The following is a 14,749-nucleotide window of genomic DNA, read 5'->3' on the forward strand; positions in this document are numbered from 1 at the left end:
CTGTGAATGCAATCAGACCAATGGGTAGCACTGCCTGGGGTGTACTCGCATTCGAATTCACCACAGATCCCCTGTGGGAGCGGGCTTGCTCGCGAAGAGGCCTTAACATTCAACATTTATGTTGCCTGGCACACCGCTTTCGCGAGCAAGCCCGCTCCCACAGGGGGTTGTGTCGCTAAAATTATCCGCGATAGATCAGCTGCGAAGCCTTTGCATTGCGCAGCGTCAGATGCTCCATCCCCAACCCCGGCGCCTCCGCTTCCTCGCGGGCCTTGAGAATCACGCCATGGTGCGGCGACTTGCTGCACACCGGGTCGGCATTGCTGGCATCGCCCGTCAACATGAAAGCCTGGCAGCGGCACCCGCCCAGGTCCTTGTGCTTTTCATCGCAGGAGCGGCACGGTTCCTTCATCCAGTCATCGCCGCGAAAACGGTTGAAGCCGAACGAGTCGTTCCAGATGTGCGAGAGGCTGTGCTCGCGCACGTTGGGAAACTGCACCGGCAACTGCCGGGCGCTGTGGCAAGGCAAGGCCGTGCCGTCGGGGGTGATGTCGAGAAACAGGTTGGCCCAGCCGTTCATGCAGGTCTTGGGACGCTCCTCGTAGTAATCCGGGGTGACGAAGATCAGCTTGCACGGGTGGCCCTGGGCTTCAAGGCGTTCGCGGTACTCGTTGGTGATGCGCTCGGCACGCTGCAATTGCTCACGGGTGGGCAACAGGCCGACGCGGTTGAGTTCAGCCCAGCCATAGAACTGGCAGGTGGCCAATTCGACGAAGTCCGCTTCCAGCTCCAGGCACAGCTCGATGATCTGCGCGATCCGGTCGATGTTGTGCCGATGGGTGACAAAGTTCAGCACCATCGGATAACCCTGGGCTTTCACCGCACGGGCCATGGCGAGTTTCCGGGCAAAGGCCTTGCGCGAGCCGGCGAGCATGTTGTTCACCGCCTCGTCGGCGGCCTGGAAGCTGATCTGGATATGGTCCAGCCCGGCCACCTTGAAGTCGCGCACCTTCTGCTCGGTCAGGCCGATGCCGGAGGTGATCAGGTTGGTGTAGTAGCCCATGTCCCGGGCGGCCTTGATCAGTTCGGCGAGGTCCTGGCGTACCAGCGGCTCGCCGCCGGAAAAGCCCAATTGCGCGGCGCCCATGTCCCGCGCTTCACGAAATACGCGAATCCATTCTTGCGTGCTCAGTTCCTCGCCGTGCCGGGCAAAGTCCAGTGGATTGGAGCAATAGGGGCATTGCAGCGGACAGCGGTAGGTCAACTCGGCGAGCAGCCACAACGGCGGCCCGGGCAGCGTCTCACTCGATCCAGAATTGCGCATGGGCCACCTCCAGAAACGCCAGCACGTCTTCGTCGATCCCGGGTACCCCGGGGAAACTGGCGCTCAGTCGATCAATGATCGCCGCCACGCTGCGCTGGCCATCCACCAGGTCGAGAATCTGTCCGGCACTGGCGTTGAGCTTGATCATGCCTTCGGGGTACAGCAGCACATGGCAGTCCTGACGGGGCTCCCATTGCAGACGAAAACCGCGCCGCAAGGCCAGTGACTGCTGGCGATCGATCAGGCTCACAGGGCGATCCCCCGGTGCCAGACGTTGTCGCCGGTGACCGTGTGATACGGCGGGCGCGCAAGCTCGTAGGCCATGCTCATGGCATCGAGCATGCTCCACAGCACGTCGAGCTTGAATTGCAGGATCTCCAGCATGCGTTGTTGCCCCTCGGCGGTCACGTAGTGCGCCAGGGTGATGCGCAAGCCATGCTCGACATCGCGCCGCGCCTGACTCAGGCGCGTGCGGAAATAGTCGTAGCCAGCGACGTCGATCCACGGGTAATGGGTCGGCCAGGCGTCGAGTCGCGACTGATGGATCTGTGGCGCAAAGAGTTCGGTCAGCGAACTGCTGGCCGCTTCCTGCCAGCAGGCGCGACGAGCGAAATTGACGTAGGCGTCCACCGCGAAACGCACGCCGGGCAGCACCAGCTCCTGGGAGAGGATCTGCTCGCGATCCAGCCCCACGGCTTCGCCCAGGCGCAGCCAGGCTTCGATACCGCCCTCGCTGCCGGGGACGCCGTCGTGGTCGAGAATCCGTTGCAGCCATTCCCGGCGTACGTCGCGGTCCGGGCAGTTGGCGAGAATCGCGGCGTCTTTCAGGGGGATGTTGACCTGATAATAGAAGCGATTGGCGACCCAGCCCTGGATCTGCTCGCGACTGGCGCGACCGGCGTACATGGCTTGGTGGAAGGGATGGTGGATGTGGTAGTAGGCACCCTTGGCGCGCAGGGCGGCTTCGAATTCTGTGGGGGACATGGGGGTGTCAGTCATTTTGTTCTCCGGGAATTTTTGCGGTGCCTGCGCTGGCCTCTTCGCGAGCAAGCCCGCTCCCACACTGGATTTCTGGTGTACATAAAATTTGTGTTCACACCGACCACCTGTGGGAGCGGGCTTGCTCGCGAAGGGGCCAGCCGCTACAGCTCAATACTCATGCCGTCATAAGCCACTTCTATACCCCGCCGCTCCAGCAAAGCCCGCTCGGCCGAGTCTTCATCGAGGATCGGATTGGTGTTGTTGATGTGGATCAGCACCTTGCGCTGGCGGTTGAAACCCTCCAGCACTTCAAGCATTCCACCGGGGCCGCTTTGTGGGAGGTGCCCCATTTCGCTGCCCAGGCTCTGGCCGACTTCGCAGATACGCATCTCGTCGTCGCGCCACAGGGTGCCGTCCAGCAGCAGGCAGTCGGCGCGCTGCATCCAGCCCAGCACTTCATCGTCGATTCGGCCAAGGCCCGGGGCATAGAACAGCGAGGCACCGTTGCGCAGGTCTTCAATGAACAAGCCAATGGTGTCGCCCGGTTGCGGGTTGCCGCGATTGGGCGAATACGGCGGCGCGTTGCTCACCAGGGGAATCGCGCGAAATTGCAAATGTCCGCAGGCCGGGATGCTGAACGGCTGGCGATCGAGGCCGACCGGTTGCCAGTGCAATCCGCCGTTCCAGTGTCCGAGCATGTTGAACAACGGGAAACCGCTGCTCAGGTCCTGATGCACGCGCTCGGTGCACCACACAGCATGCGGGCAGCCTTCGCGCAGGCTGAGCAAACCGGTGCAATGGTCGATCTGGCTGTCCAGCAGCACGATGCCGGCGATGGCGCTGTCACGCAGGCGCCGCGCCGGTTGCAATGGCGCAAAACTCTCGAGTTGCGCACGAATGTCCGGTGACGCGTTGCACAGCACCCACTCCACACCGTCGTCACTCAGGGCAATCGACGACTGCGTACGGCGCTGTGCCCGCAGGCTGCCATTGCGCACACCGGCGCACTGGCGGCAGTTGCAGTTCCACTGCGGGAAACCACCGCCAGCGGCGGAACCGAGAACGCGGATGTGCATGGCAGATGCTCCAGAAGGCAGGCCCGGCCACCGCATCGGCTGGCCGGGTGGTCAATCAACGGTTGGCGAAATACATCGTCACTTCGAAGCCAATGCGCAGATCGGTAAACGCGGGTTTAGTCCACATGGGTCATTCCTCTTCTTGTGCCCGGGTGATTCCGGTAGAGCCATTAATGCACGGGGCGATGAGGGCCCGAATGCTACTTTCGAAGGAGTTTGCGGGGTGATTTGGTAGGGGGTGTTGCGCGGTCATTGGCATCACACAAACCCCATGTGGGAGCGGGCTTGCTCGCGAAAGCGGTGTGCCAGTCAACATCTCTGCTGAATGACACTCCGCCTTCGCGAGCAAGCCCGCTCCCACAGGTTATGCGGCGTGTTTAAGGAATCAGAAGAACCCCAGCGGGTTGATGTCGTAGCTCACCAGCAGGTTTTTGGTCTGCTGATAGTGATCGAGCATCATCTTGTGGTTTTCCCGACCGACACCGGACTTCTTGTAGCCACCAAACGCCGCGTGCGCCGGGTACAGGTGGTAGCAGTTGGTCCACACGCGCCCGGCCTTGATCGCCCGGCCCATGCGGTAGGCGCGGTTGATGTCGCGGGTCCACAGGCCGGCGCCGAGGCCGAACTCGCTGTCGTTGGCGATGGCCAGGGCTTCGGCTTCGTCCTTGAAGGTGGTGATACCCACCACCGGGCCGAAGATTTCTTCCTGGAACACACGCATCTTGTTGTGCCCCTTGAGCAGCGTCGGCTGGATGTAATAACCGCTGGACAGGTCGCCTTCCAGACGTTCGGCCGCGCCACCGGTGAGCAGTTCGGCGCCCTCCTCCTGGGCGATGGTCAGGTACGAGAGAATCTTGTCGTATTGCTGCTCGGACGCCTGGGCGCCGACCATGGTCTCGGTGTCCAGCGGGTTGCCGCGCTTGATCTTGACGATCTTCTTCATCACCTCGGCCATGAACGGCTCGTAGATGGATTCCTGAACCAGCGCCCGGGACGGGCAGGTGCAGACTTCGCCCTGGTTGAAGAACGCCAGCACCAGCCCTTCGGCGGCTTTTTCGATGAACGCAGGTTCCGCGTTCATGATGTCTTCGAAGAAGATGTTCGGCGACTTGCCGCCCAGCTCGACAGTGCTCGGAATGATGTTCTCGGCGGCGCAATGCATGATGTGCGCGCCGACCGGGGTCGAGCCGGTGAAGGCGATCTTGGCGATGCGCTTGCTGGTGGCCAGGGCTTCACCAGCTTCGCGACCGAAACCCTGGACGATGTTCAGCACGCCGGCCGGCAGCAGGTCGGCGATCAGCTCGGCGAAGACCATGATCGACAGCGGCGTTTGCTCGGCAGGCTTGAGCACGATGCAGTTGCCGGCGGCCAGGGCCGGGGCGAGCTTCCAGGCGGCCATCAGCAGCGGGAAGTTCCACGGAATGATCTGCCCGACCACGCCCAGCGGTTCGTGGAAGTGATAGGCCGTGGTCAGCTCGTTGATCTCGGCAGCCCCGCCTTCCTGGGCGCGGATGCAGCCAGCGAAGTAACGGAAGTGGTCGGCCGCCAGCGGCACGTCGGCGTTCAGGGTTTCGCGCACGGCCTTGCCGTTGTCCCAGGTTTCGGTGACGGCCAGCACCTCAAGGTTCTGCTCGATGCGATCGGCGATTTTCAGCAGCACCAGGGAGCGGTCCTGGGCCGAGGTCTTGCCCCAGGCATCCGCTGCGGCATGGGCGGCGTCGAGGGCCTTGTCGATGTCGGCGGCGCTGGAGCGCGGGAACTCGGCGATCACTTCACCGTTGACCGGCGAGGTGTTGGTGAAGTACTCGCCATTGATCGGAGCGACAAACTCGCCGCCGATGAAGTTGCCGTAGCGCGGCTTGAAGGTAATCACGGCGCCTGGGGTTCCGGGTTGTGCGTAGATCATGGTGGGCCTCTGTCTGGTCGATGCCTGTCGTACTGACAGGCGATGAGCCGATACTAGAGAGCCCCGCGTGCCAGACGAATGCATCGTTGGCAGGAGGGGCTCTCGTTATTTGGTCGTAGATTTCACACAAATTAATGTGGGAGCGGGCTTGCTCGCGAAGGCGGCGGATCACGCAACATCAATGTTGAATGTGAAGGCCCCTTCGCGAGCAAGCCCGCTCCCACAAGGGATCAGTGCTTGGCCACGAGGTCTTTCGGCAGCTTGAAGGTCCAGAGCATGCCGCCCTGGTTGAAGTCCTTCACCCGCTTGGCCACTTCGCCGCCCCACAGCGGTACCGCGCCGCCCCAGCCGGAGAGCACCGAGACGTACTGTTCGCCGTCCATTTCCCAGGTCACGGGCGAGCCGAGCACGCCGGAACCGGTCTGGAATTCCCAGACCTTTTCGCCGGTCTTGGCATTGAACGCCTGCAGGAAACCTTCCGGCGTACCGGTGAACACCAGGTTGCCCTTGGTGGTCAGCACCCCGCCCCACAGCGGCGCGTAGTTCTTGTGGCGCCAGACTTCCTTGCCGGTTTTCGGATCGATGGCCCGCAGCACGCCGATGTAGTCTTCGTTCAACGGCTTGATGGTGAAGCCGGCGCCGAGGAACGCTGCGCCTTTCTTGTAGGCGATGCCTTCGTTCCAGATGTCCATGCCCCACTCGTTGGACGGCACATAGAACAGTCCGGTGTCCTGGTTGTAAGCCATTGGCATCCAGTTTTTCGCGCCGAGGAACGCCGGCGCGACGAAGACCGAACTGCCCTTGGCTTCGGAACCCGGGGCACCGGGACGGCTGGCTTCGTTGTAGATCGGCCGGCCGTTCTTATCCAGGCCGGTGGCCCAGGTGATTTTGTCCACGAACGGGAAGCCACGGATGAATTTGCCGTTGGTACGATCCAGCACGTAGAAGAAACCGTTACGGTCGGCAGTGGCCGCCGCCTTGATTTCCTTGCCGCCTTCGCTGTAGTTGAACGACACCAGCTCGTTCACGCCGTCGTAGTCCCAACCATCGTGGGGCGTGCTCTGGAAGTGCCACTTGATGGTGCCGTCGTCGGGGTTGAGCGCCAGGCGCGACGAAGAGTAGAGGTTGTCGCCAGGGCGCAGGTGCGAGTTCCACGGCGCCGGGTTGCCGGTACCGAACAGCAGCAGGTTGGTTTCCGGGTCGTAATAGCCGCCAAGCCAAGGGGCCGCGCCGCCGGTTTTCCAGAGATCGCCCGGCCAGGTCTTGCCCGCCTCGCCGCCGGAGATGCCGTTTTCCACCGCTTTGCCGTCCTTGTAGACGAAGCCCATATGGCCTTCGACCGTTGGCCGGGTCCACAACAGGTCACCGTTTTTCGGGTCGTAGGCCTCGATCTTGCCCACCACGCCGAACTCGCCACCGGCCACGCCGGTAATCAGCTTGCCGTTGATCACCAGCGGCGCGGCGCTGATCGAGTAGCCTTCCTTGTGGTCGGCGACTTTCTTGCTCCACACCACCTTGCCGGTGTCCTTGTTCAGCGCCACGAGCTTGGCGTCGAGGGTGCCGAAAATCACCAGGTCGCCATACAGCGCGACGCCACGGTTGATCACGTCGCAGCAAGGGCGGATGTCATCGGGCAGGCGTGCATCGTATTGCCAGAGTTTTTTGCCGGTGCGTGCATCCACGGCGAACACCCGGGAGTAGGACCCGGTCATGTACATCACGCCGTCCTTGACCATCGGCTGCGCCTGCTGGCCACGCTGTTTCTCACCGCCGAAGGAAAACGCCCACGCCGGTCGCAGCTCCTTGACGTTGTCGACGTTGAGAATATCCAGCGGGCTGTAGCGCTGCCCTTGAACGCCGAGGCCGTTGGTCACGACCTGTTCCGGGTTCTTGGGGTCCTGGAGAATGTCCTGGTCGGAAACCCCGGCCAATGCCTGGCCGGACAACAGCATGGCACTGAGCAGCAGGCTCAAGACGAAGGGCTGGCGACGTGCGGGTTGGGTCATGACGGCTTCCTCTGCGGATTTTTGTTATTTCCGGAAAATTTTCCCGGTCTGGTGCAGATTCTTGAGCGCCGCCGTCCTGGCAACAATTGCCCGCAATGAGGAGATTGCTAGTTCCTTGGTACAGGGTAGGAGGAGATGAGCAGCGATTTTGTGCCCGATGAAAGTCCCCTGTGGGAGCGGGCTTGCTCGCGAAGAGGCCGGCACATTCGACATCGATGTCGCCTGACACTCCGCCTTCGCGAGCAAGCCCGCTCCCACATTAGATCGGGGTGGGTCAGTTTTTTGCGTTGGAATCCACCCGCGTCATCCGCTCGCGCTCGTAGCGCGGGTACAGATGACTGACGCTGCGGATCAGTTCGTAGCGGCTCAGGTTGATCCCGGCGAAACGTTCAGGGATGGGGCTACGGATCATCTCGGCCATGTCGCTGCCATTGACGGCGCCGTCGCGCATCAGCTGATCGAGCCAGGTCAGGTAATCGCGCATCTGCTCGAAGGGCTGCGGGTCACTGGCCACCGGGCCATGGCCGGGCACCACCAGCGTCCAGGGCAAACCTCGCAGGGTCGCGATGTCCGCCAGCCACACTGACAGCCCTGGGCTGTTGGGCGTGGTCAGCGCCCGCTGATAAAACACCAGGTCCCCGGCAAACAGCACGCCGGTTTGCTGGTCGAGAATAGCCAGATCCGCGCCCGTATGCCCACCCAGGCTCAGCAGACGCAGATCGTGATTCCCAAAACTTTTCACGCCGGGTGCCAGCGTCTGCGTCGGCAGCACCACTTCGGTGCCACGCATCCAGTCGCCGACCATCCGGTACATATTCTCGGCCATCGCATCGCCTTGCCGGTGCAACAGCTCGGTGGTGCCGGCCAGGGCGCCGATCGGCACGTCGCTGAAGGTTTGATTGCCCAGCACATGGTCCGGGTGGTGATGGGTCAGCAAGACCTCGACCACCGGCTTGTCGGTCGTGGCGGCAATCGCCTTGCGCAGCGCTTCGCCGTAACGCCGGGACGGGCCGGTGTCGATCACCACCACTCCGCGCTCAGTGACGATGAACGCAGTGTTGACGATGTTGCCGCCGTTGGCCTTGGCGAAATTATCCGTGCTGCCTTCCAGCAGCCAGGTGTCCTGGGCGATCTGCCGGGGCTTGAGCGAATACTCGAGATCGGCCAGGGCCGGCAGACTGACGCTTAACACCATCAACAGGATCCAGCGCATGCCACGCTCCTTGAGGTCAGGGGATCGACGCATCGAACTCATTGCCGCTGTTGTCCCGTAGCAGCAGGCGCGTTTGCCCTGCCCCTTCGATGTCGAAGGCCAGGTTGGGGTTTTCGCTGACCGCCGGAAACAGCTCCAGCCGGGCCAGCACTTGCTCGTTGTGGTCACGCAGCTCGGCATGGTTGATGAAGAATTCCGGAATGCCGCTGACCATGCCGTTGTCCATGGGATGCGCCACCTGCATACGCAAACGGCTGAATTCCCCCCGGGGATAACGGCCGCCGAGCACTTCGCCGATGTGCTCTTCCCAGCCCGGTTGCGTGCGCACCACGCTCGGCGCGGTGCAACCGCCACCGGCGGCGTCGATCAGGGTCGAACCGACATGCCACACGCCGTCGCGGGTCAACACCGCTGCGCGCAAGGGCGTGGCCTGTTCGATGCGAATGCGCAACGACAGCCAGGGCAAAACCGAATTCAGCGGCTGGAAGTCGACGATTTTCGGCAACGGGTTCAGCTCTGCCCAGGCGAGGATTTTCACCACCTCGCCCTTGAACGCCCGGGCGTCGATTTCCAGCGGCACCTGCCGGGCATCTTCGGCAAACGGCGGCGCCAGCAGCTTGACCCGCTCATCGAAAACGAACGGCGCATTGCCGAGAAACTGCTGCTGATAGAAGGCCCACATCACCGATGGCACCGGGTCTTTACCCGGATCGATAGCGCCAGCCTGTGCCGCCAGGCTCAACCAGCAGGCCAACAGACAACTCCCTCGCCATTTCATCGCCTGCTCCTTATTGATACATCTCGGGCACGTCGTAACGCAGACCGTAATGGCCGTAGATGGTCTTCACCGAACCCTCGCGGATCAGGCTTTCCAGCGCCTCTTCCACGGCATAGGCCAGTTGACGATTGCTTTCGTGCACCGCCATGCCGATCTCCCAGAGCTGCTTGCCCATGTTCGGATAGGCATTCTGCGCCAGTGCCACTTGCGGGTCGGCCGCTTCATGGACCTGCCAGTCGATTTCGCCGCGCATGGCCATCACCGCGTCGACCTCACCGGCCTTCATCGCGGCAAACGCCTGGGGTACGCCAGGATAGTGATGGGTCTTGCCGGCGAGCATGCCGTTGAACACCGAGGTCAGGTAGAACGAAGGCACGCTGTCGACTTCGACACCAATCGGGTGATGCTCGAACACCGCGACGCTGGCGACCTTGTCCAATCGTCGGCGGTCATAGGCCACCTGCCATTGTTCGTTCTGGTACGGACCGAACATCACTACTTGGCCGTTGACCAGTTCGCCGAACTCGTTGCGCTTCTGTGCGTAGTCACGGTCGTAGGGCACGCGCATCATCAGGTCGGCCAGTTGCTGGTTGTGCAAGGCACTGGCACGCCAGATGTAATCGCGCAGGTCGTCATCGAGCTTTTCCCCGGCCGGCGCCCAGATCAGCGTCAGGCGCACGCCGAGCGCCTTGGCCAACGCTTCGGCGAGTTCGACATCGACGCCGCGAGGCTGTCCGGCACTTTCAAAGCTGTAAGGGGCGAAGTCCTTGTAGACCGCCACCTTCAGCTCCCCGGCGGCGATCATTTCGTCGTAGTTGCGAACCTGCGCCTGCGCCGCCTGGCAGCACAGCCACAGAGCGCTGATCAACACCGCGAGCAGGCGCATGGGTCACTCCTCGACGTGCACAGTGTCCAGATAAGTGCGCACCGCCCACAGGGCTTCCTGGCTCAGGTAGTCGGCCATCTTCGGCATGTACACCCGACCGTCGCGCACCGCGCCATGGCGCACCCGCTCGGCGAACCATTCATCGCCCGCCTCACCGACATCGAGCATGCGCAAGTCAGGGGCGATACCGCCGGACTTGGCTTCCAGGCCATGACAGGCCGCGCAGTTCTGGGTGTAGGCGGAGGCACCGATTTCCACTGCCTTGTCATGTTCCGGGGCGGTGCGATACGGGTTTACCGCGGCCCAGCCATCGGCATCGAGTTGCACGCCAGCGTCCTTGATTGGCGTCAGTCCCTTGGTTTCCACGGCCTGTGGTACCACGTTGCCGTGGGCCCAGACGGAACCTGCGCTGATAAGACCGGCCAATAGCCCGGTCACGAGCAAGGCGTTGCGTTTTGTTGTCATTGTTATGCCCTCTGGATTGCACGCAAAACCTCTTGGCAGAGGCTATGGCAGCCATCTTAGAAACGGCATCGCACTCACCCCATGCTGCTTTGGTGGTCGCTACCTAGTCCCTTGGTAGTAAGGCGCTGGATGGACACCACCGGTACTTTCTGCATATTTCCTCAGCTTCACGGGCTACCTAAGCTGGCGCTACCTGTAATGGAGTGCCCTATGCGCCAGCTCGTCCCTTACGCCCTGATCTACCTGCTGGCGATTGCCTGCGCCGCCGGCCTGGCCACCCAGAGCCAGGCCGCCGATGCGCCCTTGCAGGTGCGGATCGGCTACCTGGGTTATCGCCCCGACCCCGGCCCGCTGCTGTCGAACGTCATCCCCGAGCCCACCGATGCCGGGCTGCGCGGCGCCGAACTGGCGATCACCGACAGCAACAGCACCGGGCGTTTTCTCAACCACGGCTACAGCCTGGTCAGCGCCAGTGTCGACAGCCCCGAAGCCTTGCTCGAAGCGGCGAAGGCTCAGCACGAACAAGGTCTGCGCCTGTTTGTGGTGAATGCCCCCGCGACCAGCCTGCGCCAATTGAGTGCAGCACTGCCCGACAGCCTGCTGTTCAACGCCGGCAGCCCCGATGACAGCCTGCGCACCACCGATTGCCTGCCGAACGTGCTGCACACCTTGCCGAGCCGGGCGATGCTCGCCGATGCACTGGCGCAGTTTCTGGTGCTGCGCAAATGGCAGCGGGCGCTGCTGATTGTCGGCCCGACGCCCGACGATCAAGCCTATGCCGCCGCCCTGCGCCGCGGGGCCAAGCGCTTCGGCTTGCAACTGGTGGCGGAAAAACCCTGGAGCTTCGATAACGACCAACGCCGCAGCGCCCAGGCGGATATGCCGTTGTTCACCCAGACCGCCGAGTACGACGTGGTCCTGGTGGCCGATGAACGCGGCGACTTCGGTGAATACGTGCCCTACCAGACCTGGTACCCGCGCCCGGTCGCCGGCACCCAGGGCCTGACCCCGGTGGGCTGGCACAAGACCGTGGAAACCTACGGCGCCGCGCAGCTGCAAAAACGCTTCGAAGCCCTGACCGGGCGCTGGATGAATGACCGTGATTTCGCCGCGTGGATCGCCGTGCGCAGTATCGCCAGCGCCGTGAGCAAATTGCGCCAGGCCGAGCCGATGGCGATCCGTACGCTGGAAATCAGCGACCAGTTGCCGCTCGACGGTTTCAAGGGCCGCAAGCTCAGCTACCGGCCGTGGAACGGCCAGTTGCGCCAGCAGATTCCCATCGTCCAGCCCCGGGCGCTGGTCAGTACGTCCCCCCAGGACGGTTTTCTGCACCCGTTCAACGAGATGGACAGCCTGGGCTACGACAAACCCGAGGTCAGCTGCCGCTTTCCCTGAGCCGATAATCACAACAACAAGGAATCCGCCATGCGCCGCACCCTGCTCTCTTGCACCTTGCTGCTCGCCGCTGGCCATGCCGTTGCCAGCACTGCCTGGGTCTCCAACGAAAAGGACAACAGCCTGAGCCTGATCGACCTGCAGACCCTGCAAGTCACCGACACCCTGCCCGTCGGCCAGCGCCCCCGCGGCTTGCTGCTGTCCCATGACAACAAGCTGCTGTACATCTGCGCCAGTGACTCGGACCGGGTCCAGGTGATGGACGTGGCCACGCGCAAGATCATCAAGGAACTGCCCTCGGGCAAGGACCCCGAGCAATTCGCCCTGCACCCGAACAATCGCTGGTTGTACGTCTCCAACGAAGACGATGCGCTGGTCACGGTGATCGACACCGAGACCTCCAAGGTACTCGGCCAGATCGAAGTCGGTGTCGAACCCGAGGGCATGGCCGTCAGCCCTGACGGCAAGTGGGCGGTCAACACCAGCGAAACCACCAACATGCTGCACTGGATCGACACCAGCACCCAGACCCTGGCCGACAGCACCCTGGTGGACCAGCGCCCGCGCTTCGTCGAGTTCTCCCCCGATGGCGCCCGGCTCTGGGCCTCGGCGGAAATCGGCGGTACCGTGACCATTCTCGATGTGGCCAGCCGCACCGTGCTCAAGACCCTGAACTTCCAGATCAAGGGCGTGCACCCGGACAAGGTCCAGCCGGTGGGCATCAAGCTCAGCGCCGATGGCAAGTACGGCTTCGTCGCCCTCGGCCCGGCCAATCATGTGGCGGTGATCGATGCCAAGACCTTCGAGATTCTCGATTACCTGCTGGTGGGTCGACGGGTCTGGCAGATGGCGTTCACCCCGGATCAGAAGCAATTGCTGGTCACCAACGGCGTCAGCGGCGATGTCTCGGTGATCGATGTCGACAGTCTCAGGGTCAGCAAATCGGTGAAAGTCGGACGCTACCCTTGGGGCGTGGTGGTGACACCATGAACGCCCTTGAAGTCAGCGACCTGAGCTTTGCCTACGGCGCTCGAGAGGCCTTGCGCAAGGTGAGCTTCAGCCTGGAACCCGGGCGTTTCGCCGCGCTGCTGGGACCCAACGGCGCGGGCAAGTCGACCCTGATTGCCCTGCTGACCCGGCTCTATGATCTGCAGCACGGCGAGATCCGCGTCGGTGGCTGCTCATTGCGCAGCGCGGCACGCCCGGCGCTCAAGCAGTTGGGTGTGGTGTTCCAGCAAAGCACCCTGGACCTGGACCTCAGCGTTGAGCAGAACCTGCGTTATCACGCCGCATTGCATGGCCTGTCCCGGCGTCAGACCGACCTTCGGGTCGACGCCGAACTGGCCCGCCAGGCCCTGACCGACCGCCGCCGCGAACGGGTGCGTGAACTCAATGGCGGCCATCGACGCCGGGTGGAAATTGCCCGCGCCCTGCTGCACGAGCCGCGTCTGTTGCTGCTCGATGAAGCCAGTGTCGGCCTCGACCCGGCGAGTCGCCTGGCGCTCAACCAGCACATCCGCAGCCTGTGTCGCGAAGAGCGCATCAGCGTGCTCTGGACCACCCACCTGCTCGATGAAGTACAGCCCAGCGATGACTTGCTGATCCTGCATCAAGGCCGGCTGGTAGCCAGCGGACAGGCCGATGCCCTGAGCCTGGAACACGGCGGTGACCTCGGTTCGGCCTTCACCCGCCTGACAACATCAGGAGCTGCCCAATGAACGCTTACTGGCAATGCTTTAGCGGTATCGTGCTGCGCGAATGGCTGCGCTTTGTACTGCAACGCACGCGGTTTCTCAGCGCCCTGGTGCGGCCGCTGCTGTGGCTGCTGGTGTTCGCCGCCGGTTTTCGCGCAGCGCTGGGGATCGCGATCATCGAACCCTACGACACCTACATTCCCTATGAGGTCTACATCATTCCCGGGCTGGCCTGCATGATCCTGCTGTTCAACGGCATGCAGGGCTCACTGTCGATGGTCTACGACCGCGAGATGGGCAGCATGCGCGTGCTGCTGACCAGCCCCCTGCCCCGAACCTTTCTGCTGTGCAGCAAGCTGGTGGCCACCTCACTGATTTCGTTGTTGCAGGTGTATGCATTCCTGGCGATTGCCTGGGTCTACGGCGTGCAGCCACCGGCGATGGGCCTGTTGCTGGCGTTGCCGGCCCTGCTGCTGGTGGCGTTGATGCTCAGCGCACTGGGTCTTTTGCTGTCGAACGCGATCCGCCAGCTGGAGAACTTTGCCGGGGTGATGAATTTCGTGATCTTCCCGCTGTTTTTCCTGTCATCGGCGCTGTATCCGCTGTGGAAGATGCGCGAGGCCAGCGAGTGGCTGTATTGGCTGTGCGCGGTGAATCCGTTCACCCATGCGGTGGAGCTGGTGCGTTTTGCCCTGTATGAACGCTTCAATCCGCTGGCACTGGCGGTGTGCACGGGGCTGACGCTGCTGTTTGCGTTGCTCGCCGTGCTGACCTTCAACCCGCAGCATGCGGCCTTGCGCAAATCCAGCTGACAACACAATCCCAATGTGGGAGCGGCGGTGCGACGATTCGACTTGCTCGCGAAGGCGTTGTGTCAGTCAACTCATTTATTGGATGTGACGCCCCCTTCGCGAGCAAGCCCGCTCCCACAGTTGATCTTCATTGAACAGGGTGAAATTACTACTTTAGTACTGGTTTCCCTGTCTATCGTCGCATTCCCAACGCCCCCCGACTGGCATGTAATA

Annotated in this window: 15 protein-coding genes; 4 read left to right on the top strand and 11 right to left on the bottom strand. The window is 62.7% G+C overall.

Translation table 11 applies throughout. From position 1 onward, the window contains the following. Positions 1–181 precede the first annotated feature (181 nt). The 11 genes from pqqE to pedF all read right to left on the bottom strand — a co-directional run bounded on the left by pqqE (position 182) and on the right by pedF (position 10,635). Positions 182–1,324, bottom strand: a complete 1,143-nt coding sequence (gene pqqE, locus AC3IT6_RS16410; protein ID WP_489351160.1) for a pyrroloquinoline quinone biosynthesis protein PqqE — start codon at positions 1,322–1,324, stop codon at positions 182–184. Beyond that, entirely contained in the window at positions 1,302–1,574 is a 273-nt protein-coding gene (gene pqqD / locus AC3IT6_RS16415; protein WP_489351162.1) for a pyrroloquinoline quinone biosynthesis peptide chaperone PqqD, read from the bottom strand. The genes pqqE and pqqD overlap by 23 nt, the downstream gene beginning before the upstream one ends. Continuing rightward, positions 1,571–2,323, bottom strand: a complete 753-nt coding sequence (gene pqqC, locus AC3IT6_RS16420) for a pyrroloquinoline-quinone synthase PqqC (RefSeq protein WP_057715191.1) — start codon at positions 2,321–2,323, stop codon at positions 1,571–1,573. Before pqqC ends, pqqD begins: the two co-directional genes overlap by 4 nt. Before the next feature lie 143 nt (positions 2,324–2,466). Further along, complete coding sequence (gene pqqB, locus AC3IT6_RS16425) at positions 2,467–3,381, bottom strand: pyrroloquinoline quinone biosynthesis protein PqqB (RefSeq protein ID WP_489351165.1); 915 nt, start codon at positions 3,379–3,381, stop codon at positions 2,467–2,469. A gap of 55 nt (positions 3,382–3,436) precedes the next feature. Beyond that, positions 3,437–3,508, bottom strand: coding sequence for a pyrroloquinoline quinone precursor peptide PqqA (gene pqqA / locus AC3IT6_RS16430; RefSeq protein ID WP_003253598.1), 72 nt, complete (start codon positions 3,506–3,508; stop codon positions 3,437–3,439). A gap of 258 nt (positions 3,509–3,766) precedes the next feature. Next, a complete protein-coding gene (gene exaC / locus AC3IT6_RS16435) occupies positions 3,767–5,287 on the bottom strand; it encodes an acetaldehyde dehydrogenase ExaC (RefSeq protein ID WP_046037291.1) in 1,521 nt (506 codons plus the stop codon). 230 nt (positions 5,288–5,517) lie between these two features. Beyond that, positions 5,518–7,293 (bottom strand): PQQ-dependent methanol/ethanol family dehydrogenase, encoded by a 1,776-nt coding sequence (locus AC3IT6_RS16440; protein WP_223447161.1) that lies wholly within the window; start codon positions 7,291–7,293, stop codon positions 5,518–5,520. A 274-nt stretch (positions 7,294–7,567) separates the two neighbouring features. After that, entirely contained in the window at positions 7,568–8,506 is a 939-nt protein-coding gene (locus tag AC3IT6_RS16445) for a quinoprotein relay system zinc metallohydrolase 1 (protein WP_489356593.1), read from the bottom strand. Between the two features lie 16 nt (positions 8,507–8,522). Beyond that, positions 8,523–9,284, bottom strand: coding sequence for a quinoprotein dehydrogenase-associated SoxYZ-like carrier (locus AC3IT6_RS16450; protein ID WP_489309591.1), 762 nt, complete (start codon positions 9,282–9,284; stop codon positions 8,523–8,525). Between the two features lie 10 nt (positions 9,285–9,294). Further along, the gene (locus tag AC3IT6_RS16455; RefSeq protein ID WP_489351168.1) at positions 9,295–10,170 is read right to left on the bottom strand and encodes a substrate-binding periplasmic protein; all 876 of its coding nucleotides are present in this window, start codon (positions 10,168–10,170) and stop codon (positions 9,295–9,297) included. 3 nt (positions 10,171–10,173) lie between these two features. Then, positions 10,174–10,635 (bottom strand): cytochrome c-550 PedF, encoded by a 462-nt coding sequence (pedF, locus tag AC3IT6_RS16460; RefSeq protein WP_489351169.1) that lies wholly within the window; start codon positions 10,633–10,635, stop codon positions 10,174–10,176. A gap of 210 nt (positions 10,636–10,845) precedes the next feature. Between pedF and AC3IT6_RS16465 the strand changes: the two genes are divergently transcribed. Genes AC3IT6_RS16465 through AC3IT6_RS16480 form a run of 4 tightly spaced genes read left to right on the top strand, consistent with a single transcriptional unit; the run spans position 10,846 to position 14,536 of the window. Beyond that, the gene (locus tag AC3IT6_RS16465; RefSeq protein ID WP_489351171.1) at positions 10,846–12,030 is read left to right on the top strand and encodes an ABC transporter substrate-binding protein; all 1,185 of its coding nucleotides are present in this window, start codon (positions 10,846–10,848) and stop codon (positions 12,028–12,030) included. A 30-nt stretch (positions 12,031–12,060) separates the two neighbouring features. After that, entirely contained in the window at positions 12,061–13,020 is a 960-nt protein-coding gene (locus tag AC3IT6_RS16470) for a YVTN family beta-propeller repeat protein (protein WP_223447124.1), read from the top strand. Beyond that, on the top strand, positions 13,017–13,748 hold the full coding sequence (locus tag AC3IT6_RS16475) for an ABC transporter ATP-binding protein (RefSeq protein ID WP_223447122.1): 732 nt from the start codon (positions 13,017–13,019) through the stop codon (positions 13,746–13,748). Before AC3IT6_RS16470 ends, AC3IT6_RS16475 begins: the two co-directional genes overlap by 4 nt. After that, positions 13,745–14,536, top strand: a complete 792-nt coding sequence (locus AC3IT6_RS16480; protein WP_489351174.1) for an ABC transporter permease — start codon at positions 13,745–13,747, stop codon at positions 14,534–14,536. Before AC3IT6_RS16475 ends, AC3IT6_RS16480 begins: the two co-directional genes overlap by 4 nt. Positions 14,537–14,749 lie beyond the last annotated feature (213 nt).

It is taken from the genome of Pseudomonas sp. KH_017, assembly GCF_057840285.1.

Bases quoted from the DNA above. Each gene is read 5' to 3' on its own strand.
- pqqE (WP_489351160.1), bottom strand. From the start codon at position 1,324: ATGCGCAATTCTGGATCGAGTGAGACGCTGCCCGGGCCGCCGTTGTGG.
- pqqC (WP_057715191.1), bottom strand. From the start codon at position 2,323: ATGACTGACACCCCCATGTCCCCCACAGAATTCGAAGCCGCCCTGCGC.
- pqqB (WP_489351165.1), bottom strand. From the start codon at position 3,381: ATGCACATCCGCGTTCTCGGTTCCGCCGCTGGCGGTGGTTTCCCGCAG.
- exaC (WP_046037291.1), bottom strand. From the start codon at position 5,287: ATGATCTACGCACAACCCGGAACCCCAGGCGCCGTGATTACCTTCAAG.
- AC3IT6_RS16440 (WP_223447161.1), bottom strand. From the start codon at position 7,293: ATGACCCAACCCGCACGTCGCCAGCCCTTCGTCTTGAGCCTGCTGCTC.
- AC3IT6_RS16445 (WP_489356593.1), bottom strand. From the start codon at position 8,506: ATGCGCTGGATCCTGTTGATGGTGTTAAGCGTCAGTCTGCCGGCCCTG.
- AC3IT6_RS16450 (WP_489309591.1), bottom strand. From the start codon at position 9,284: ATGAAATGGCGAGGGAGTTGTCTGTTGGCCTGCTGGTTGAGCCTGGCG.
- AC3IT6_RS16455 (WP_489351168.1), bottom strand. From the start codon at position 10,170: ATGCGCCTGCTCGCGGTGTTGATCAGCGCTCTGTGGCTGTGCTGCCAG.
- pedF (WP_489351169.1), bottom strand. From the start codon at position 10,635: ATGACAACAAAACGCAACGCCTTGCTCGTGACCGGGCTATTGGCCGGT.
- AC3IT6_RS16465 (WP_489351171.1), top strand. From the start codon at position 10,846: ATGCGCCAGCTCGTCCCTTACGCCCTGATCTACCTGCTGGCGATTGCC.
- AC3IT6_RS16470 (WP_223447124.1), top strand. From the start codon at position 12,061: ATGCGCCGCACCCTGCTCTCTTGCACCTTGCTGCTCGCCGCTGGCCAT.
- AC3IT6_RS16475 (WP_223447122.1), top strand. From the start codon at position 13,017: ATGAACGCCCTTGAAGTCAGCGACCTGAGCTTTGCCTACGGCGCTCGA.
- AC3IT6_RS16480 (WP_489351174.1), top strand. From the start codon at position 13,745: ATGAACGCTTACTGGCAATGCTTTAGCGGTATCGTGCTGCGCGAATGG.